20 protein-coding genes and 1 pseudogene are annotated in these 20863 nt (G+C 53.9%); 13 read left to right on the forward strand and 8 right to left on the reverse strand.

What is annotated here, in order from left to right; translation table 11 throughout:
- The first annotated feature begins 34 nt into the window (after window positions 1-34).
- From J9880_RS13285 to J9880_RS13325, 9 genes are all read left to right on the forward strand, one after another.
- Entirely contained in the window at window positions 35-664 is a 630-nt protein-coding gene (locus J9880_RS13285; RefSeq protein WP_095922984.1) for an RpoE-regulated lipoprotein, read from the forward strand.
- A 105-nt stretch (window positions 665-769) separates the two neighbouring features.
- The gene (locus J9880_RS13290) at window positions 770-1669 is read left to right on the forward strand and encodes a Dyp-type peroxidase (protein ID WP_232769452.1); all 900 of its coding nucleotides are present in this window, start codon (window positions 770-772) and stop codon (window positions 1667-1669) included.
- Window positions 1670-1879: 210 nt separating this feature from the next.
- Window positions 1880-2920, forward strand: a complete 1041-nt coding sequence (gene cysP / locus J9880_RS13295; protein ID WP_232769453.1) for a thiosulfate ABC transporter substrate-binding protein CysP — start codon at window positions 1880-1882, stop codon at window positions 2918-2920.
- Window positions 2920-3750: a sulfate/thiosulfate ABC transporter permease CysT gene (cysT, locus tag J9880_RS13300; protein WP_131692926.1), complete on the forward strand. Its 831-nt coding sequence runs from the start codon at window positions 2920-2922 to the stop codon at window positions 3748-3750. The genes cysP and cysT overlap by 1 nt, the downstream gene beginning before the upstream one ends.
- Window positions 3750-4625: a sulfate/thiosulfate ABC transporter permease CysW gene (cysW, locus tag J9880_RS13305; protein WP_095922981.1), complete on the forward strand. Its 876-nt coding sequence runs from the start codon at window positions 3750-3752 to the stop codon at window positions 4623-4625. Before cysT ends, cysW begins: the two co-directional genes overlap by 1 nt.
- Window positions 4615-5709: a sulfate/thiosulfate ABC transporter ATP-binding protein CysA gene (gene cysA / locus J9880_RS13310; RefSeq protein ID WP_232769454.1), complete on the forward strand. Its 1095-nt coding sequence runs from the start codon at window positions 4615-4617 to the stop codon at window positions 5707-5709. Before cysW ends, cysA begins: the two co-directional genes overlap by 11 nt.
- 115 nt (window positions 5710-5824) lie before the next feature.
- Window positions 5825-6709, forward strand: a complete 885-nt coding sequence (cysM, locus tag J9880_RS13315) for a cysteine synthase CysM (RefSeq protein WP_095922979.1) — start codon at window positions 5825-5827, stop codon at window positions 6707-6709.
- Window positions 6710-6810: 101 nt separating this feature from the next.
- The gene (locus J9880_RS13320) at window positions 6811-7494 is read left to right on the forward strand and encodes a response regulator transcription factor (protein ID WP_095922978.1); all 684 of its coding nucleotides are present in this window, start codon (window positions 6811-6813) and stop codon (window positions 7492-7494) included.
- Window positions 7475-8830, forward strand: a complete 1356-nt coding sequence (locus tag J9880_RS13325) for an ATP-binding protein (protein ID WP_095922977.1) — start codon at window positions 7475-7477, stop codon at window positions 8828-8830. Before J9880_RS13320 ends, J9880_RS13325 begins: the two co-directional genes overlap by 20 nt.
- A 192-nt stretch (window positions 8831-9022) precedes the next feature.
- Here J9880_RS13325 and crr read toward each other — a convergent pair whose 3' ends face one another.
- The 5 genes and pseudogenes from crr to cysZ form a co-directional block, all read right to left on the reverse strand.
- Window positions 9023-9532, reverse strand: a complete 510-nt coding sequence (gene crr / locus J9880_RS13330; protein ID WP_095922976.1) for a PTS glucose transporter subunit IIA — start codon at window positions 9530-9532, stop codon at window positions 9023-9025.
- Window positions 9511-11308 (reverse strand): annotated as a pseudogene (ptsI, locus tag J9880_RS13335) (phosphoenolpyruvate-protein phosphotransferase PtsI). Before ptsI ends, crr begins: the two are co-directional and overlap by 22 nt.
- 49 nt (window positions 11309-11357) lie before the next feature.
- Complete coding sequence (gene ptsH, locus J9880_RS13340; protein ID WP_013574433.1) at window positions 11358-11615, reverse strand: phosphocarrier protein Hpr; 258 nt, start codon at window positions 11613-11615, stop codon at window positions 11358-11360.
- Window positions 11616-12017: 402 nt separating this feature from the next.
- Complete coding sequence (cysK, locus tag J9880_RS13345; protein WP_095922974.1) at window positions 12018-12983, reverse strand: cysteine synthase A; 966 nt, start codon at window positions 12981-12983, stop codon at window positions 12018-12020.
- A 210-nt stretch (window positions 12984-13193) separates the two neighbouring features.
- Entirely contained in the window at window positions 13194-13979 is a 786-nt protein-coding gene (cysZ, locus tag J9880_RS13350; protein WP_232769455.1) for a sulfate transporter CysZ, read from the reverse strand.
- A gap of 223 nt (window positions 13980-14202) precedes the next feature.
- Between cysZ and zipA the strand changes: the two genes are divergently transcribed.
- The 3 genes from zipA to J9880_RS13365 all read left to right on the forward strand — a co-directional run bounded on the left by zipA (window position 14203) and on the right by J9880_RS13365 (window position 17540).
- Window positions 14203-15201, forward strand: a complete 999-nt coding sequence (gene zipA / locus J9880_RS13355) for a cell division protein ZipA (RefSeq protein ID WP_232769456.1) — start codon at window positions 14203-14205, stop codon at window positions 15199-15201.
- A gap of 71 nt (window positions 15202-15272) precedes the next feature.
- Window positions 15273-17294: an NAD-dependent DNA ligase LigA gene (gene ligA, locus J9880_RS13360; protein ID WP_133822868.1), complete on the forward strand. Its 2022-nt coding sequence runs from the start codon at window positions 15273-15275 to the stop codon at window positions 17292-17294.
- A 3-nt stretch (window positions 17295-17297) separates the two neighbouring features.
- Window positions 17298-17540: a DUF3820 family protein gene (locus tag J9880_RS13365; RefSeq protein WP_232769457.1), complete on the forward strand. Its 243-nt coding sequence runs from the start codon at window positions 17298-17300 to the stop codon at window positions 17538-17540.
- Between the two features lie 68 nt (window positions 17541-17608).
- On the opposite strand, the gene J9880_RS13370 is transcribed toward J9880_RS13365, so the two are convergent.
- A complete protein-coding gene (locus J9880_RS13370) occupies window positions 17609-18598 on the reverse strand; it encodes a bile acid:sodium symporter family protein (protein WP_095922969.1) in 990 nt (329 codons plus the stop codon).
- A gap of 98 nt (window positions 18599-18696) precedes the next feature.
- Between J9880_RS13370 and J9880_RS13375 the strand changes: the two genes are divergently transcribed.
- Window positions 18697-19623, forward strand: a complete 927-nt coding sequence (locus J9880_RS13375) for a LysR family transcriptional regulator (protein ID WP_232769458.1) — start codon at window positions 18697-18699, stop codon at window positions 19621-19623.
- 31 nt (window positions 19624-19654) lie between these two features.
- On the opposite strand, the gene J9880_RS13380 is transcribed toward J9880_RS13375, so the two are convergent.
- A complete protein-coding gene (locus J9880_RS13380) occupies window positions 19655-19996 on the reverse strand; it encodes a FlxA-like family protein (RefSeq protein ID WP_095922967.1) in 342 nt (113 codons plus the stop codon).
- A gap of 95 nt (window positions 19997-20091) precedes the next feature.
- Window positions 20092-20670 carry a nucleotidyltransferase family protein gene (locus J9880_RS13385; protein WP_095922966.1) on the reverse strand — a complete coding sequence of 193 codons (579 nt, stop codon included), beginning with the start codon at window positions 20668-20670 and terminating at the stop codon, window positions 20092-20094.
- Between the last annotated feature and the right edge of the window lie 193 nt (window positions 20671-20863).

The raw sequence follows: 20863 nt of genomic DNA on the forward strand, positions 1-20863 counted from the left end.
GCGCTAAACAATAATGATTCAAGGAGTGTACCGAATGACTGTTCGCCTGCGGGTTCGCCCGCTGTTACTGGCGCTGCCGCTGATCCTGACCGGCTGTTCGTCGATGTCACATATGTCATGGCCAGACGTCTCCTGGTCAGCGATGAATCCGCTTAACTGGTTTGGCAGCAGTGCGACGGTCAGCGATAAAGGAGTCGGTGGGATCACCGCCAGCACGCCGCTGACGGAAACCGCGATCACTGACGCGCTCGACGGCGACTATACCCTGCGCAGTGGTATGTCGATGAGCAACGGCAAAATGCTCAGCTTCTTCCAGGCGATGGATGGCAAAGAGGTGAAAATGTCGATCAGCGGCGAGCCGAAAGGCACGGTGCAGCGCGTTGACGTGGTGGATCCGAAAGTCGAAAGCGAGTGGGGCGTCAAAATCGGTACGCCGTTCAGCGATCTCTACAGCAAGGCTTTTGATGTGTGCGTGAAGGGTGAAGGTGATGACGCCGAAAGCGTCGAGTGTAAAGCGCCGCAAAGTGCTCACGTGACCTATGTGTTCAGCGGTATCTGGCATGGCCCGGATTCGCTGATGCCTTCGGATGATGCCCTGAAAGACTGGAAGGTCAGCAAAATTATCTGGCGCGCCAATCCGGCACAGGCCGCTGCCGCGCAATAAAACGGTTTTCTCCGCTTAAAAAGCCCTCAATGCCTTGCCTTCGCGCAAGGCATTTTTATTGACATCCGGTATGATGACGCCGGTCAAATTAACGAGGATGAGAAGATGACTCAGGTTCAGAGCGGCATTTTACCCGAACATTGCCGTTTCGCGATTTACATTGAAGCGAAAGCTCAGGGTGACCTGGATGCGCTCCGGCAGGGCTGCCGTGCATTTGTGGCCGTACTGGAAGACATGCAGAAAAAATTTCCCACCGAACATCTTGGTGCGGTCGTGGCCTTTGGCAACGATGTGTGGCGTGATTTATCCGGCAACCAGGGCGCGGATGAACTGAAATCTTTCGTGCCGCTGGGCAAAGGTCTGGCGCCCGCGACGCAGCGCGATATGTTGCTGCACATTCAGTCCCTGCGTCATGACGTGAACTTTGCGCTGGCCCAGGCGGCACTGAAAGCCTTCGGCAGTGCGATCACCGTCGAGGAAGAAACCCACGGTTTCCGTGCGCTGGAAGAACGTGATCTGAGCGGCTTTGTCGATGGCACTGAAAACCCGAAAGCGGAAGCCCGCGCGCAGGTAGCGATTATTCCTGAAGGCAGCGTCGATGCTGGCGGCAGTTATGTGATGGTGCAACGCTGGAAACATAATCTGGTGCAATGGGAACGCTTCTCCGTGCAGCAGCAGGAAGAGGTGATCGGCCGTACCAAAGACACCGACGAAGAACTGGATTCAGAAACCCGTCCGGCGACGTCACACGTCAGCCGCGTGGATCTGAAAGAGGACGGCAAGGGCCTGAAAATCCTGCGTCAGAGCCTGCCTTATGGCACTGCCAGCGGTGAGCACGGATTGTATTTCATCAGCTATTGCGCCCGTTTGTGGAACATTGAGAAACAGCTGCTGAGCATGTTTGGCGATCTCGATGGTAAACGTGATGCCATGCTGCGCTTCACCCGTCCGGTAACCGGCAGCTATTATTTCGCGCCGTCCCTGACCCGCCTTCTCGCACTCTAAGTTCTCTCAGCGCGTTCCCCGTGGGCGCGCTGTTTCTTTCCTTCCTGTTATTTTCCCCTGCGGTTGTTAATGCCTTATAGCTTTTCATGCTTGAAAATCACCAAATGGTATATAAAACCGTTACAGCCTGACCCTCAGTTATAAATACACTGTGTGATATTGAGCGATTCATATTCGTGTCGCAAATCGATTCATCACCTAAGGCTGAGCATGAAAACAGAAACGGGGTTTGCTAAAACGTGGTTTACAGGCAACGTGCTGAAAGGTTCGGTGGCGGCACTCTTGCTGGCCAGCGTAGCCGCGTCGGCGACTGAATTGCTCAACAGCTCTTATGATGTCTCCCGTGAACTGTTTTCTGCCCTGAATCCGCCTTTCCAGAAACAATGGGCGGAGCAAAATAACGGCGACAAACTGGATATCAAACAGTCCCATGCCGGTTCGTCCAAGCAGGCGCTGGCGATTTTGCAGGGTCTTAAAGCCGATGTGGTCACTTACAATCAGGTGACGGATGTGCAGATTTTGCATGACCGCGGCAATCTGATCCCGGCCGACTGGCAAACACGTCTGCCGAACAACAGTTCGCCATTCTATTCCACCATGGCGTTTCTGGTGCGCAAGGGCAATCCAAAGAATATCCACAGCTGGGACGATTTAGCGCGTCCGGGCGTGAGTCTCGTGTTCCCGAATCCTAAAACCTCCGGCAATGGCCGTTATACCTATCTCGCGGCCTGGGGTGCGTTCAATCTGGAAGACAATAAAAACCAGACGCAGACCCGCGAGAAGATGGCGAGCTTCCTGAAAAACGTGCAGGTCTTTGATACCGGCGGCCGTGGCGCCACCACCACATTTGTCGAACGCGGGCTGGGCGATGTGCTGATCAGCTTTGAATCCGAAGTGAACAATATCCGCAAACAATACGGCGATGATAAATACGAAGTGATTGTCCCGAAGGTGGACATTCTGGCGGAATTCCCGGTCGCCTGGGTGGATAAAAATGTCGAGAAAAATGGCACTGAGAAAGCCGCGAAAGCGTATCTGAATTATTTGTGGAGCCCGCAGGCGCAGAAAATCATCACCAGTTTTAATTACCGCGTGTATGACAAAACGGCGATGGCGGCGGCGAAAGGGCAATTCCCGGACACCAGACTGTTCAAGGTTGAAGAACAGTTCGGAAGCTGGCCACAAGTGATGGAAACCCATTTCAGTACCGGCGGTGAGCTGGACAAACTGTTAGAGCAAGGTCACCAGTAATGTTGTTGTCGAGCAAACGCGTTTTACCCGGATTCACCCTGAGCCTCGGCAGCAGTTTGCTGTTCGTGTGCCTTGTCCTGTTGCTGCCGCTGAGCGCGCTGGTGATGCAGTTGTCGCAAATGACCCTGTCGCAATACTGGGATGTCATCACCAACGGTCAGGTGGTGGCGGCCTATAAAGTGACGCTGCTGGCAGCGGGCGTGGCGAGTCTTTTTAACTGTTTCTTCGGCATGCTGATGGCGTGGATCCTCACCCGTTACGAGTTTCCGGGCAAAAGCCTGATCGACGGGCTGATGGATTTGCCGTTTGCCCTGCCAACCGCCGTCGCCGGTTTAACGCTGGCCGGATTATTTTCTACCACCGGTTTTTACGGCCAGTGGCTGGCGCATTTTGATATCAAAGTGGCCTACACCTGGCTCGGTATTGCGGTGGCGATGGCGTTTACCAGCATCCCGTTCGTGGTGCGCACCGTGCAGCCGGTGCTGGAAGAGTTAGGCCCGGAATATGAAGAAGCGGCTGAAACCCTCGGCGCCTCGCGCTGGCAGAGTTTCCGTCGCGTGGTATTGCCGGAGGTGATGCCTTCGCTGCTGGCGGGCACCGCGTTGTCCTTCACCCGCAGTCTCGGGGAGTTCGGGGCGGTCATTTTCATCGCCGGGAACATTGCGTGGAAAACCGAAGTCACCTCGCTGATGATTTTCATCCGCTTGCAGGAATTTGATTACCCGGCGGCCAGCGCCATTGCTTCCGTGATCCTCGCGGCATCGCTGCTGCTGCTGTTTGCGATTAACACCTTACAGAGCCGTTATGGCCGTCGTCTGGGAGGCCAGTAATGTCTGATATTCCGGCTTTTGCAGGGGAAAAACGCCAGCGTATTGACTGGGTGAAATGGTCGCTGATTGGCACCGGTGTGCTGATCTGCGTGCTGCTGCTGGTGATCCCGATGATCAGCATTTTTGTGCTGGCATTTTCTGATGGCATTGCGGCGGTGTGGAAGAACCTGTCGGACTCCGACATGTTGCACTCCATCTGGCTGACCGTGCTGATGGCGCTGATCACCGTGCCGGTTAACCTGATTTTCGGCACGCTGCTGGCCTGGCTGGTGGCGCGCTTTAATTTTCCGGGACGTCAGCTGTTACTGACGCTGATCGACATTCCGTTCGCGGTGTCACCGGTGGTCGCCGGTCTGCTTTATCTGCTGTTTTACGGCACTAACGGCCCGATTGGCGGCTGGCTGGATGCCCACAACATTCAGTTTATGTTCGCCTGGCCGGGCATGGTGATGGTGACGGTATTTGTCACCTGTCCGTTTGTTATCCGTGAGCTGGTGCCGGTGATGCTCAGTCAGGGCAGCCATGAAGATGAAGCGGCGGTCTTACTCGGCGCCTCCGGCTGGCAGATGTTCCGCCGCGTGACTCTGCCGAACATCCGCTGGGCATTGCTGTACGGCGTGGTGCTGACCAATGCCCGCGCGATCGGTGAATTTGGCGCGGTGTCCGTGGTATCCGGTTCTATTCGCGGCGAAACGTACACGCTGCCTTTACAAGTTGAATTACTGCATCAGGACTACAACACCGCTGGCGCGTTTACTGCCGCAGCGCTGTTAACCCTGATGGCAATTGTCACACTGTTTCTGAAAAGCGGCCTGCAATGGCGTCTGAAGCGCCACAACGACCGTCTTGAGCGGGAGGAAAGTCATGAGCATTGAAATTAACGGTATCAACAAATATTTTGGCCGCACCAAGGTGCTCAATGATATCTCGCTCGATATTGCTTCCGGGGAGATGGTGGCGTTGCTCGGGCCTTCCGGTTCCGGTAAAACCACGCTGCTGCGTATTATCGCCGGGCTGGAAAATCAGAGCGCGGGGCATTTGAGTTTTCACGGCAAAGACGTGACGCGTCTGCACGCCCGCGATCGTCAGGTCGGCTTTGTGTTCCAGCATTATGCGCTGTTCCGTCATATGACCGTGTTCGACAATATTGCCTTCGGTCTGACGGTTCTGCCGCGCCGCGAGCGTCCGGACGCCGGGGCCATCAAACAGAAAGTCACTAAATTGCTGGAGATGGTGCAGTTAGCCCATCTGGCAAACCGTTATCCGGCACAGCTTTCCGGCGGTCAGAAACAGCGTGTGGCGCTGGCCCGTGCGCTGGCGGTCGAGCCGCAAATTCTGCTGCTGGATGAACCCTTCGGCGCGCTGGATGCCCAGGTGCGTAAAGAGCTGCGCCGCTGGCTGCGTCAGTTGCATGAAGAACTGAAATTCACCAGCGTATTCGTGACCCACGATCAGGAAGAAGCCATGGAAGTCGCCGACCGCGTGGTGGTGATGAGTCAGGGCAATATCGAACAGGTTGGCGCACCGGAAGAAATCTGGCGTGAACCGGCGACCCGTTTCGTGCTGGAATTCATGGGTGAAGTGAATAAAATCGGCGGCGAAATTCGTGGCTCGCAGTTGTATGTCGGCGCGCATCACTGGCCGCTGGAAAACCCGCCGCTGCATCAGGGCGCGGTCGACTTGTTCCTGCGTCCGTGGGAAATGGAAATCACCGCGCAAAGCACGGAGCGTTGTCCGTTACCGGTGAAAGTGCTGGAAGTCAGCCCGCGCGGTCACTTCTGGCAGCTTATCGTGCAGGCTGAGGGCTGGCATGATGAACCGCTTTCCGTGGTACTGTCAGAAACGCACGGCAACGGCGCACCTCAGCGCGGCGATCGTTTTTACGTCGGCGGGCTGAATGGTCGTCTGTATGCCGGTGATCAACCGCTACAACCCGTTGCGTTAGCGAAGAGCGCCTGATATTTTTTAATCAGAATGTGTCTCAGGGCGGTCATCAGGCCGCCCTTTTTATCGCCTGATATCTGTTTATGTATTTTTTATCAGTCAATATATCCTTTTAATATAAGGCAAGCCCGTGAGTACGCTTGAACATTACATCGGTAATACCCCTCTGGTGAGATTACAGCGCCTGACTCAGGATCTGGACAGCGAGATTTGGGTCAAACTGGAAGGCAATAATCCCGCCGGATCGGTAAAAGATCGTGCCGCACTGTTTATGATTGAGCAGGCAGAAAAGCGCGGTGAAATTCGCCCGGGTGATACGCTGATCGAGGCCACCAGCGGCAATACCGGTATTGCGCTGGCGATGATTGCCGCGCTGAAAGGCTACAAGCTGAAATTGCTGATGCCGGAAAATATGAGCCTTGAGCGTCAGGCGTCGATGCGCGCGTACGGCGCGGAGCTGTTACTGGTCAGCCGGGCACAGGGAATGGAAGGCGCGCGCGATCTGGCGCTGGACATGGAAAAGCAGGGGCAGGGGAAAGTGCTGGATCAGTTTAATAATCCCGATAATCCGCTCGCTCACTTCACCACCACCGGCCCCGAAATCTGGCAACAAACGCACGGGCGCATTACGCATTTTGTCTCCAGCATGGGCACCACCGGCACGATCACCGGTGTCAGCCGTTTTCTGCGCAGCCAGCACGCCGGGGTTAAAATCGTCGGGCTGCAACCTTCAGAAGGCAGCAGCATTCCGGGTATACGCCGCTGGCCGGTGGAATATCTGCCGGGGATTTTCAATCCTGAACTGGTTGATGAAGTGATGGATATGGGCCAGAAAGAAGCAGAAGACACCATGCGCGCACTGGCGCGGACAGAAGGTATCTTCTGTGGCGTGAGTTCCGGCGGAGCCGTGGCAGGGGCGTTACGCGTTGCCAGAAGCCATCCGGGCAGCGTGGTGGTGGCGATCATCTGCGATCGCGGAGACCGTTACTTATCCACTGGCGTTTTTAATGTTTAATTCTATATTCAGCTGTTGAATGTAAAATTAGAGTAAAAGCGGCTGCGAAGGGCAGGCTTAGTGGTAAAAATGACCAAAATTTTAGCCAGGCGGAAATAAGAATGAAAATTTTGTTAGTCGATGACGATCTTGAGTTAGGCACCATGCTCAGCGAATACCTGATCGCAGAAGGCTTTGACGCCTCTCTGGTGCTGACCGGCAGAGCCGGTGTGGAAGGCGCGATGTCTGGCGAATACACGGCGATGATCCTCGATATTATGCTGCCGGACATGAGCGGCATTGATGTTCTGCGTCAGGTGCGTAAAAACAGCCGTCTGCCGATCATTATGCTGACGGCGAAGGGCGACAATATCGACCGCGTGATTGGCCTGGAAATGGGGGCGGACGATTACATGCCGAAACCCTGTTATCCGCGTGAACTGGTGGCCCGTCTGCGTGCCGTGCTGCGCCGTGTGGAGGAACAGCAGGAATCGCATTCTGACTCTTCCTCAGTGATCTATGGCGACCTGACGCTGAATCCGGCGACCCGCAGCAGCGAATGGCGCGGTGTGCCTTTCGATCTGACGGCCTCTGAATTCAATCTGCTGGAGTTACTGCTGCGTTCACCGGAACGTGTGGTTTCAAAAGATGAGTTGTCGGAAAAAGGTCTGGGGCGTCCGCGTGAAGCCTATGACCGCAGTATTGATGTGCACATCAGTAACATCCGTCAGAAACTGGGGTCACTGGAAGGTGGCGATATTCTGACTATTGAAACGGTGCGCAGCATTGGCTATAGAATCCGCTAAACGACTGCGCGGAAGGCTGTTCTGGAAAATCCTGCTGGGATTCTGGTTTACCTTCGTGGCGATCACTCAGGGGCTCTGGGTGGTTTTCGCCTTTTATAATCCGCATGAACCGCCGGAAAGCGGCATTGCCCGCCGGTTTGTGAAACTGCAAATTACCTCTGCCGTCTCAACATTGCATTCGGGTGGCTTGCCTGCTCTCAACGCCATGATGGCCGACTGGCCAGCGGATGACCGGCAATTCTTCTCGGTATCGCCTTCCTTGCTGCCCGCCAAAGGCAACAGTATGCAGGATCTGGAACCCGGTAAAATTCCCCATGAAGTGGTGGAGTTTGTTCAGGGGCCGGACGGGCAGGGCTATCGTCTGCGCTATGACGTGAAAGGGCTGATGGAAGAATACCGGCCACGGAAACGTCGCGAACTGCTGAATATGCCACCGCCGCTGTTATGGCTGGGCGGGCTTGGCGGATTGCTGTTCAGCGCCGTGCTGGCCTGGAACCTGACGCGACCTATGCTGCAAATGCGTAAAGCTTTCGGACGTGTGGCGCAGGGCGATCTCTCTGTACGGTTGTATAGCAGCATGGGGAAACGTCACGACGAGTTGTCAGAAGTGGCGCGTGATTTCGACTCCATGGCCGAACGCTTACAGGTGCTGGTAAAAGCGCGCGAGGAGTTGCTGCACGACGTTTCGCATGAATTGCGTTCGCCGCTGGCACGCCTGCAACTGGCGATCGGACTGGCGCGGCAAAATCCGTCTAATGTCGATACCTCGCTGAGCCGTATTGAGCATGAAGCGGGGCGTCTGGATAAGATGATCGGCGAATTGCTGGCATTGTCGCGCACTGAAAACAGCGAAATTCCCGATGAGGAATATTTCGATCTCTACGGGCTGGTGGAAGCGGTGGTGAACGATGCCCGCTACGAAGCACAATTGCCGGGCGTTGAGATTGCCATGAACCCTGAATCACCGGATGAAACGGATTACACCGTGAAAGGCAATGCAGAACTGATGCGACGAGCCGTGGATAACGTGGTACGCAATGCGCTGCGTTTTTCTGCCCGCGGTCAGACCATCACTGTATCGCTGGCGCAGGTCGAGCAATATTTGCAGATTGAAGTGGCCGATCAGGGGCCGGGTGTGGAAGAAGATAAGCTGTCGAGTATCTTTGACCCGTTCGTGCGCGTGAAATCGCCACTGTCAGGCAAAGGCTACGGTCTGGGGCTGGCAATCACCCGCAAAGTGATGGTGGCGCATGAGGGGAAAGTGGATGCCCGTAATGCGCAGCCACATGGACTGATCATCAGCCTTCAAGTTCCTCACTGGAAATCCGCTTCATAATTCGAGCCGCAGATGCGTTGGCTACTCTCAGCCACCCGAATCACTTACTTCGTGTAAGCTCATCGGGATGGCTTCGTTTGCCGCCTTACTGCGACTCGAATTATTTTGCAGATTGCTGTTTTTACAGGCAATAAAAAACGGCGCTGATAAGGCGCCGTTTTTAACTTCTTGCTTTACATCTCGCTGAGCGAATTACTTCTTGATGCGGATGATTGGGGTTTCGCCCACAGTCACGCTACCCGTCAGTTTAATCAGCTCTTTGATCTCGTCCATGTTAGAGATGACAACCGGAGTCAGGGTAGACTTCGCTTTCTCTTCCAGCAGAGCCAGATCAAACTCGATAACCAAATCGCCTTTCTTAACACGTTGACCTTCTTCAGCGATGCGTTTGAAGCCTTCGCCTTTCAGTTCAACGGTGTCGATACCGAAGTGCACGAACAACTCGATGCCACTGTCGGATTCGATTGAGAAAGCATGGTTAGTTTCGAAGATTTTACCGATAGTACCATCAACCGGCGCAACCATTTTGTTGCCAGATGGTTTGATAGCAATACCGTCACCTACGATTTTCTCAGCGAAAACTACGTCAGGCACATCTTCAATGTTGACAATCTCACCAGAGATCGGCGCTACGATTTCAATAGTGCCAACGTCTTTTTTATCATCAGAAACCAATGATTTCAGTTTATCGAACAAACCCATGATCTTCTCCTAAGCATTAATTTGGGCAGCTTTACCAGCATCGCGCAATTAGCAGAGTGTTTTTTCTTCAATGAACTTGTTAACCAGGTTCATCAACTCTTGCGCCGTAGGTTGGGCCAGGGCCTGATCTGCCAGCGCTTTCACATCTTCGAAGTTTGTATTGCGAATAATTTTCTTGATGCGTGGGATAGAGATAGCGCTCATGCTGAACTCATCTAACCCCATGCCCAATAGAAGAAGTGTAGCACGTTCGTCACCGGCTAGCTCGCCGCACATCCCTGTCCATTTACCGGCAGCATGAGATGCGTCAATAACTTGCTTAATTAAACCAAGTACTGACGGAGACATTGGGTTGTACAGATGAGAAATCAGCTCGTTACCGCGATCCACTGCCAAAGTATACTGGGTAAGATCGTTTGTACCAATACTGAAGAAATCGACTTCTTTTGCCAGATGATGAGCAATCACTGCGGCAGCCGGTGTTTCCACCATTACGCCGACTTCGATGGTTTCATCGAACGCCTGACCTTTCTCGCGCAGCTGCGCTTTCAGCATTTCCAGTTCTGCTTTCAGTTCACGCACTTCTTCAACAGAAATGATCATCGGGAACATGATGCGCAGTTTACCGAACGCAGAAGCACGCAGAATGCCTTTCAGCTGGTCGTGAAGAATTTCTTTACGGTCCAGACAGATACGGATTGCACGCCAGCCCAGGAACGGGTTCTCTTCTTTTGGCAGGTTCATGTACGGCAGATCTTTATCACCGCCGATGTCCATGGTACGCACGATAACCGCCTGTGAACCCATCGCTTCAGCAACGGCTTTATACGCCTGGAATTGCTCTTCTTCGGTAGGCAGGCTGTCACGGTCCATGAACAGGAATTCTGTACGATACAGGCCGACACCTTCAGCGCCATTGCGCTCTGCACCGGCGACATCGCGCACGGTACCGATGTTGGCACAGACTTCAACCTGATGACCGTCCAGCGTGATCGCCGGCAGATCTTTCAATTTGGTCAGTTCGTCTTTTTCGGAAATGTACTGGTTCTGAACGGCTTTCAGCTCGTCAATAACGTCTGCTGTCGGGTTGACATAGATTTTATTGTTTACGGCGTCGAGGATCAGATAGTCATCATTTTTGACTTGTTTGGTCACGTCGCTGGTACCTACGATTGCAGGTAATTCCAGGGAACGCGCCATGATTGAGGTGTGAGAAGTACGGCCACCCAAATCAGTGATGAAGCCCAGAACCTTGTTCAGGTTCAGCTGTGCGGTTTCTGACGGGGTCAGATCGGTTGCCACCAGGATAACTTCGTCCTGAATGGAACTCAGATCAACGATGGTCATGTCGAGAATGTTGCGCAGCAGGCGTTTACCGATGTCACGCACGTCAGCCGCACGTTCTTTCAGGTATTCGTCATCAAGCTCTTCCAGGGCTTTCGCCTGGCCTTCAATGACAGAGAAAGCAGCAGCGTCAGCAGAAGCATGCTCGTCTTTGATGAGGGCTATGATTTCCTGTTCAAGCTCTTCGTCTTCCAACAACATGATGTGGCCTTCGAAGATGGCTTCTTTCTCTTCACCGAAGGTCTCACCGGCTTTGGTCTTGATCACTTCCAGCTGGGCAGAGGCTTTCGCACGGCCCGTCAGGAAACGCTCAACTTCCTGATCAACCTGATCAGGAGAGATTTTTTTCCGGTTGATGACAATTTCATCTTCTTTCAACAGAAGTGCTTTGCCGAAAGCGATACCGGGAGATACTAAAATGCCTGAAATCATAACCCTACCTTTCTCTTGACTGGTTTAAACTATATAAGAGCGGCTGTTGTTACTCGAGCTCTGCCATCAGTTTTACCAAGTGTTCAACGGCTTTCTGCTCGTCTTCACCTTCAGCTGAGAGGGTCACAACGGTGCCCTGAGTCAGGCCCAGAGTTTGCAGTTTGAACAGGCTTTTAGCGCTGGCGCTTTTACCGTTTGATGTCACGGTGATGTCAGACGCGAAACCTTTCGCTTCTTTCACGAACTGTGCAGCAGGGCGAGTGTGCAGACCATTAGGAGCGGTAATAGTAACTTCTTGCTGGAACATTGTTGTTTCCCCAACTTATTAAAGTAATGTTGTGGAGCTAAAGTTTAGCTTATGGCCTTCACTTTAGCCTGTAGAGATTAGCGCCTGACTATGGTTCAGGGGCAGGTTCTGATGCAACAGAAAAGAGAAAATAACGCACTCAGCGATAAAACTCTTTGCCCTGGATCCAGGCTTTTCTGTTATTCCTCCATTATGCCGTCTTTTTCCCTCATGTAACAAATCGGTAAATCGATTCAGCGGGAAGGCATCATGGAAGCGATTAATTTCGAGCATCGAAATAATTGTCCGGTTAAATACTAAACCTGGCGGGTAAAATCAATGACGGAGTGGTATAAACTTTGACGCAGGCCACAAAAAAGCACCCCTTGAGGTGCTTTTTTAGCCGCTTTTAAGGATGTGGCATTATTGTTGCAATTCTTTCTCGGTGAACAAATCGGCAAACAATGCGGTACTCAGATAGCGTTCGCCAGATGATGGCAGGATAACCACGATCGTTTTATCAGCAAATTCCGGTTCTTTGGATAATTTTACTGCCGCTTCGACGGCTGCACCGGAAGAAATCCCCGCCAGAATGCCTTCTTCTTCCATCAGGCGACGTGCCATCTGGATAGATTCGTCATTGGTGATCAGCGTGACACGATCCAGCAGTTCCAGATCCAGGTTGCCCGGAATAAAACCGGCACCGATACCCTGAATTTTGTGCGGGCCGGGTTTCACTTCTTCGCCGTTCAGCGTCTGGGTGATAACGGGTGAATCTGTTGGCTCCACGGCCACCAGCGTGACGCTGCTTTTTTTGCTTTTCAGATAACGGCCGGTCCCGGTGATCGTCCCGCCGGTGCCCACGCCCGCAATCAGCACATCCACTGCGCCATCGGTATCTTCCCAGATTTCCGGGCCGGTGGTTTGTTCGTGGATGGCCGGGTTGGCCGGATTGCTGAACTGCTGAAGAATAAGATAACGCTGCGGATCGCTGGCCTGGATTTCTTCAGCTTTGGCAATCGCCCCTTTCATGCCTTTCGCGCCTTCGGTCAGCACCAGATTGGCACCGAGGGCTTTCAGCAACTTGCGGCGTTCCACACTCATGGTTTCCGGCATGGTCAGCGTCAGTTTGTAACCGCGCGCGGCCGCGACGTAAGCCAGTGCGATACCGGTGTTGCCGCTGGTTGGTTCAACCAGTTCGATATCTTTGGTCAGAATGCCTTTCTTTTCAGCATCCCAAATCATGTTGGCACCGATACGGCATTTCACGCTGAAGCTCGGGTTACGTGACTCGACCTTAGCCAGAATACGACCATTACCGATACGGTTCAGGCGAACCAGTGGCGTATGGCCAATTGTTAATGAATTGTCTTCATAGATCTTGCTCATAACCCGTCCTTTAACTGTATGAAATATTCACGGTGTGAAGCTTTCAACACTATGAAATTAGTGGGAATCAGGAAAGCATACGCGAACCGCTTTCCCAGTGAAGTAAGGTTTTGGTATTTGGTATATCGATACGTTATTAAGAAATAAGTTTGGGGAAGAAAAGTCAAGCATAGCAGGCAGCCGCCCGCAGGCGGCTGTGAGAAAAACGCATTATTGTCGGGTGGAATTCACGTCGATATTGTTTTTAACGTAAACATGGCGATAGCGGTCACACCACATGGCGGTCGCGCCGCACACCGCCACTGGCAGGATCACCAGATTCAGCACCGGTATCATGGTGAACAGGCTGACCAGTGAGCCAAACTGCATATTGTCGATTTTGTTGCTACCGAGCGAACGGCGCATGTCCGCAAAACTCACTTTGTGGTTATCAAACGGATAGTCACAGTACTGAATCACCACCATCCAGGCGCTGAAGAAGAACCACAGTACCGGGGCGACGGTCTGGCCGATCACCGGAATAAAATAGAGCGCGAACAGCAGCAGGGCGCGCGGCAGGTAATACGCCAGCTTCTGCCATTCACGTTTCATGATGCGGGGCAGATCTTTCATGATGTCCCAGATACCGGTGTCGGGCAGCGTTTTGCCTGTCAGGCGTGCTTCGAGTTGTTCGGCGAGCAACCCGCTGAACGGCGCGGCAATCCAGTTGGCAAGGGTGCTGAAGAAATAGCTGAACACCAGCACCACAGACAGCACCGCCACCGGCCAGATCAGATAATCCAGCCAGCTCAGCCATGTTGGCACCTTGCTCATCATGGCCGGGATCCATTCTCCCAGTTTGCTAAACAGCCACCAGAACGCGCCGCCCATCAGCAGCACATTCACGGCCAGCGGTAAAATCACAAAACGTCGTATCCCGGGTAAGGAAATGAGCGTCCAGCCCTGTTTGAAATAATGCACGCCGTTTACTTGTCTGGCGCTTTGCGATGAGGTCATAAACGAAATTTTCTCTCTGAGTTGAATGACATGGGCTATCATATCGGTATGATTTTCCACTGGCTAGCAGTGGATTGGCTGAAAAAACAGCAAAAAAAGGTGCAACTGCCCTATTTATTAGCAGAAAGTAGAGTCCAGACTTGCACTTATCTACGTGGGCAAATAGAGTTAATATTGTGAATGTTTGCCGTGGTGGCAATGTATTAGAACAACAGAGATAGCAATGATGCAGGATTTGCGTCTGATATTAATCGTTGTTGGCGCGATCGCCATAATAGCGTTGTTGTTACACGGTTTGTGGACCAGCCGTAAAGAACGCTCTTCGCTGTTTCGCGATCGTCCAGCTAAACGTGTGAAAAAAGAACGGGAACAATCTCCGTCCGAAGATTTTGTCGATGGAGTGGGGGAAGTGCGCGTGCGTCCTGCTTATCCTCAGGATGAACCGACTTTAGGTCAGTATGATGAGCCAGAACAGACTGCACCGCCACGTCAGCCGCAGGTTTCCCCTGCGCAGCCAGCGCCAGCACCTGTTGCTCGTCCTCAACAACCGCCTCAGCCACAGCAACATGCTGTGCAGGACGATCCGTTGCTGAGTGGTTATTCAGCCGCTGAACCCGTCACTGCACCGCGTCGCGAACCTGTCGCTGATTTTGCGCCTCAGGAATATACCCCTGACGCTAAACAGCAGGCACCGGTACCGCCGCAGGAAATTCATGCGGATGCGGCACCGGCTGCGAAAGCAGAGCCTCAGGCCGCGCCTTTTGCGCCTGCAGAAGAATCCCCGGCTGAGAAAGCGAAACTGAAAGAGACGGTTCTGGTGCTGCACGTTGCAGCGCATCAGGGCGGCATCATCGGCGGTGAAGTGTTGCTTAACAGCGTGCTTCAGGCTGGTTTCCAGTTTGGTGCCATGAATATTTTCCATCGTCACGTCAGCCCTGCGGGCAGTGGTCCGGTGTTGTTCAGTCTGGCAAATATGGTCAAACCGGGTTCTTTCGACCCTGACACTATGTCTGACTTTTCCACGCCAGGCGTTACGTTGTTTATGATGGTGCCTTGCTACGGCGATGCGCATCAGAACTTCAAACTGCTGTTGCAGTCTGCCCAGCGTATTGCCGATGATGTCGGTGCGATGGTGCTTGACGATGAGCGTCGTATGATTACGCCGCAGAAGCTCGAAACGTACAAAGCGCGGATCCGCGAGGTCCTCGAGGCGAACGCCTGAGTCAGGCGTTCGTGAAACACCCATTCCCCTAACCCCCGCTTGCCGGGGGTTTTTTATCTCCACGGTGAGTCATGGCCACTATCGAACAACAGATCAATCAATTACGCACTCAGTTGCGCCATCACGAATACCAGTATCATGTTCTGGATGCACCGGAAGTGCCGGATGCGGAGTATGACCGCTTAATGCGTGAGTTGCGTGAGCTGGAAGCTGCGCACCCTGAACTGATTACTGCGGATTCTCCGACGCAACGCGTGGGCGCAGCACCGCTTTCTGCCTTTGAACAGGTCAAACATCAGGTACCGATGTTGTCGCTCGACAACGTGTTTGATGAAGAAAGCTACCTGGCGTTTTATAAGCGCGTGCAGGATCGCCTGAAAACGGCTGAGCCTCTGACATTCTGTTGCGAGCTGAAACTTGATGGTCTGGCGGTAAGCCTGCTGTATGAGAATGGCGAACTGGTGCAGGCAGCCACGCGTGGCGATGGCACCACCGGCGAGAACATTACCGCCAACGTACGGACAATCCGCGCCATTCCCCTGCGCCTGCATGGCGACAATATCCCTGCCCGTCTTGAGGTGCGTGGAGAAGTCTTTATGCCACAGCCGGGCTTTGAGGCGATGAATGACGAAGCGCGCCGCACCGGCGGGAAAGTGTTTGCCAACCCGCGTAATGCCGCCGCCGGTTCGTTGCGCCAGCTCGATCCGCGCATTACCGCCAAACGTCCGCTGACCTTTTTCTGCTACGGCGTGGGTCTGCTGGAAGGCGGTGAACTGCCACGCAGCCATATTGCCCGTCTGCAACAGTTTAAGGCCTGGGGTTTACCGGTCAGTGACCGCGTCCGTCTGTGTACCGGCAGCGATGAAGTGCTGGCATTTTATCGTCAGGTTGAAGCTGACCGCCCGTCGCTGGGTTTTGATATCGATGGCGTGGTGGTGAAAATTGACTCGCTGGATATTCAGGAAACGCTGGGTTTTGTCGCCCGTGCGCCGCGCTGGGCGACGGCATTTAAATTCCCGGCACAGGAGCAGATCACGCTGGTGAAAGATGTCGAGTTTCAGGTCGGACGTACCGGTGCTATCACGCCGGTTGCCCGTCTGGAGCCGGTGCTGGTCGCAGGCGTGATGGTCAGTAACGCGACGCTGCATAATGCGGATGAGATTGAGCGTCTTGGCCTGCGTATCGGCGATACCGTGATTGTCCGCCGTGCCGGTGACGTGATCCCGCAGGTTGTCGGTGTGGTGCTGGATGAACGTCCGGAAGATGCCCGCGAAGTGGTGTTCCCGACGCATTGCCCTGTCTGTCACTCTGATGTCGAACGTGTCGAAGGCGAGGCCGTGGCGCGATGTACGGCGGGTCTGATTTGTGGCGCACAGCGCAAAGAGGCGCTGAAGCATTTTGTTTCCCGACGCGCGCTGGACGTTGACGGCATGGGCGACAAAATCATCGATCAGCTGGTCGACAAAGAATATGTCAAAACGCCGGCTGACCTGTTCCGTCTGACTGCAGGCAAGCTCACCGGTCTGGATCGCATGGGGCCGAAATCGGCACAAAACGTGGTGAATGCGCTGGAAAAAGCCAAAGAAACCACGCTGGCGCGATTCCTGTACGCTTTAGGTATTCGTGAAGTGGGCGAAGCGACGGCGGCAAATCTCGCGGCTCATTACGGTTCAGTGGATGCACTGAGAGCGGCGGATATCGAATCACTGAAAACTGTGCAGGACGTCGGGGAAGTGGTCGCCAGACACGTGGTGAATTTCCTGTCGGAAGAACATAACCAGCAGGTGATTGACGAGCTGTTAAGCCCGGAAATCAACATTCACTGGCCGGAAGTGCAGGTCATAGTTCCGGAAGAAATCGACAGTCCGTTTGCCGGTAAAACCGTGGTACTGACCGGATCGCTGTCGATCCTGTCCCGCGACGAAGCCAAAGATCGTCTGACGGCGCTGGGCGCGAAAGTCTCCGGCAGCGTGTCGAAGAAAACTGATCTGGTGATTGCCGGTGAAGCGGCGGGTTCCAAGCTGGCGAAAGCGCAGGAACTGGGCATTGAGGTGATCGACGAAGCGGAAATGATCCGTCTGCTGGGTGAATAAACGATGGAAAAAGAAGATCTGTTCCAGATAGCCAATACGGTGATGCCGTTCGGTAAATATGCCGGACGCGTGCTGATCGACCTGCCGGAGGAATATTTGCTGTGGTTTGCCCGCAAGGACGAATTCCCGCAGGGAAAACTCGGTGAGCTGATGCAGCTGACGCTGACGATCAAAAGCGAAGGATTGCAGAGCCTGATCAACCCGCTGCGCCGCAACGGGCCGGGTCTGGGCGGCACTGACGAATAAAAATTTTCTTTTTCATAAAACAAAGGCGCTGAACGCAGCGCCTTTTTTCTGCCTGTTATTCGCCCGCATTATTCCGTGACTGGCGTCTGTTTCAGCGCCGCTTCCTGCTGCTTTTTCTGGTAACGTTTCGCCAGTACCGCACAGGTCATCAGCTGCACCTGATGGAAAATCATCAGCGGCAGCACCATCATGCCGATCGCGCTGACCGGGAACAGAATATTTGCCATCGGAATACCATTCGCCAGACTTTTCTTCGAGCCGCAGAACACGATGGTGATTTCATCGGGTTTGCTGAAGCCCATCCAGCGCGCCATATAGGTGTTGATCACCAGAATAAACGCCAGCAGCACCAGGCTGAACACCACGATAAACAGCAATGAGCCGATGCCCACCTGATGCCAGATCCCTTGTGTGACCGCTTCGCTGAACGCGGAATAGACCACCAGAAGAATCGACGTCTGGTCGGTTTTGCCGATCATTTTACGGTGACGTTCTACAAAGCCACCAATCAGCGGACGCAGCAAATGCCCGGCGACAAACGGCACCAGCAGTTGCAATACAATGTGCCAGACCTGTTCTAACCCGTTCCCCGTTTCGCCCTGCACATGCATCAGCACGCTGACCAGCAACGGCGACACAAAAATCCCCAGCAGACTGGACGCGGAAGCACTGCACACCGCTGCCGCCACATTGCCGCCCGCCAGTGAGGTGAAGGCAATGGCCGACTGCACGGTGGCAGGCAAAATACACAGATAAACAAATCCGCTGTAAATCTGCGGGCTGACATCCACCGGATGCCACCACTGGAACAGCAGGCCGAGGATCGGGAATAAAATGAAGGTGCTGAACATCACCCACAGGTGCAGTCGCCAGTTATTGCTGCCCTGAAAAATGGCTTCGCGCGACAGTTTTGCGCCATGCATGAAAAACAGCAGGCCGATGGCGAAAATGGTCAGATTATTGAAAAAAGCGACAAACATGCCGCTGGCCGGGAAAAAGGTCGCCAACAGGACGGTGGCGATCAGGGTCAGGGTGAAACGATCGGGTAAAAAGCGCATAGCAGGTCTCGGAAATGTTGTTCGGGAATGCGGCTATTTTGTGCCTTTGCGATACAATTAAAAAATTGATTTATTTAATCCATTAATGCAGAAAATTCATGAATTATTCTCTCCGTCAGCTTCGTGTATTTGTCGCCGTTTCCCGCTTCGGCAGCTTCAGCCGCGCCGGTGAAGCGATAGGGTTAAGCCAGTCGGCCATCAGCCACAGCCTGAAAGAGCTGGAGGCCGAAATGGGCGTGCGGTTGCTGGACAGAACCACGCGTGAAGTGGCGCTCACCGACGCCGGTTTACGGCTGGCAAACCGGGTCGAACCGCTGCTTGATGAGCTTCACGCCATGCTGCTCGATACCCGCAGTTTCGGGACGCAGCACAATGGCCGCGTACGTATCGCCTCCAGCCAGACCATATCCGCGCAACTGATGCCGCAATGTATCGCCAGCGGCGAGCTGCAGTATCCGGATATCCGTATTCTTCTGCGTGATCAGGCCCAGCAACTTGTGCTGAACAGTGTGAGAAATGCGGAAGTGGATTTCGGCATTGTGATTGATCCCGGTGAAAACACCGATCTCGATTGCGAGCCGATTTTGCATGAGCCTTTCTTGCTGCTGTGCCGCGAAGATCATCCGCTGGCGACGCGGCCGGTGGTGGAATGGCAGGCGCTTAATGGTCAGAAACTGGTGCTGCAGGATTATGCCTCCGGCAGCCGGATGCTGATCGACGGCGCGCTGAAAGCGCAGAAAGTGAAAGCGGAAATCGCGCAGGAGATCGGCCATCCGGCCACGTTATTTCCGATGGTGGAAGCGGGAATTGGCATCAGCGTTTTACCGGCGCTGGCGTTGCCGATGCCGGAAGGCAGTCGTCTGGTGATCCGCAATCTGACGCCGGAAATCAACCGTGTGCTGATGCTGGCGAAAAGGAAAAACCGCTCGTTGTCCCCGGCGGCACAGGCTATCTGGCAGGTGGTGAAAGAGCAGGCGGCACAACTGAGCGAGAAACGCAGCCAGCAGGGGATGTTCACTTACTGAATCCGTGCTGGCTGTTCCCTGCATTTAAAAATCAGACGTAGATATCGATCGCGTTGGTTTCAGACGGCTTGTTGACGCCTTCTTCTTTCTTCATTTCAGCGGCGGCTTCTTGCTTTTGCTGCTGCTGAAGGGCTTTCTGTGCCTGTTGTTGCTCGATTTGTGCAATCTGCTGTTGCAGCAATTCGATTTGCTGTTGCAGCATTTCCTGCTGTTCCTGCACGTCTTCAGAGCTGCCGCCGGAACTGCTCAGGTTTTTTACCTGCTCGGTCAGTTTTGCGATCTGTTTGGTCAGCTGTGCGATCTGACTGGAGCTGCCTGAATCACTGGTGGACGCCGAGCTCAGTGAGCTGCTGGTGGCGCTGATAGTAGTCATAAAGCCTCACTTAGTAAGAATCAAATTTTGCACGTAAGCGTGCTCAACAGGTATCGGCGGTGACAGGCGAAGGCTTTACCTGCTTTTCGTATTCCTTACAGAGTTAACGCATTCTTTTCGGTCTTCGCTTTTATTTGCAGTTTCGGCCACAACGTCAGCCAGCCCTTACGGCTGACGCGCTCTGCAAACACCGCCGGAATCGCATGACGGGGGTTTGGCGTGAGGGTGAAGGTAAACAGGGCGTCCAGCCCCAGCGGCGCATTCAGTTCAATCTGTCCGTCGGCATTAAGCCGCGCCCCGATGGCGGTTTCCACTTCCACCCAGTAGCTCATGGCCTGGGCGCTGGAGGTATAAGGTGCATGTCCGTGACGTTCGTGCATCCGGGCCTGATTTTTTACCGACCACGGCAGATCGGGGGAGGTCGCCAGCAGACGCCGCTCATAGTCTTCATCGGCCTGAACGGAAAAATCCTGAGGATTAAAATACACCACGTCGATGTCGTTAAGCGGCGTCACCTGCGTATACCCGTGCAGCCGGTCCCACACCAGATTGCGCACAAATCCCGCCGCCAGCCACGCATCATTCAATCCCAGTTCGCGGACTGCGGTCAGCGCGCGCCAGTGCAGCGGTTCGTCTCTGAGCCAGGTGATAATCTGTTGTTCCTGCTTATTCATCTGATTTTTCCTTTTCGGCGACGCAAGATAGTAACGCCATTTTGTGACCTTTTTGCAACGCACTGTTTCGGGCAAGCGGCTGTCGGGCAACGCGCCAAAATGAAGCAGGCCGCCTGCCAGAACCTCTGCAGCCCGCGCCGGGAGCGGGTTTATTAAGTGGTACAGCCTTTGCAACAGCCTCCATGACATTATT

Origin of the sequence: Rahnella victoriana (assembly GCF_021276285.1) — a bacterium.
Lineage (GTDB): Bacteria > Pseudomonadota > Gammaproteobacteria > Enterobacterales > Enterobacteriaceae > Rahnella > Rahnella victoriana.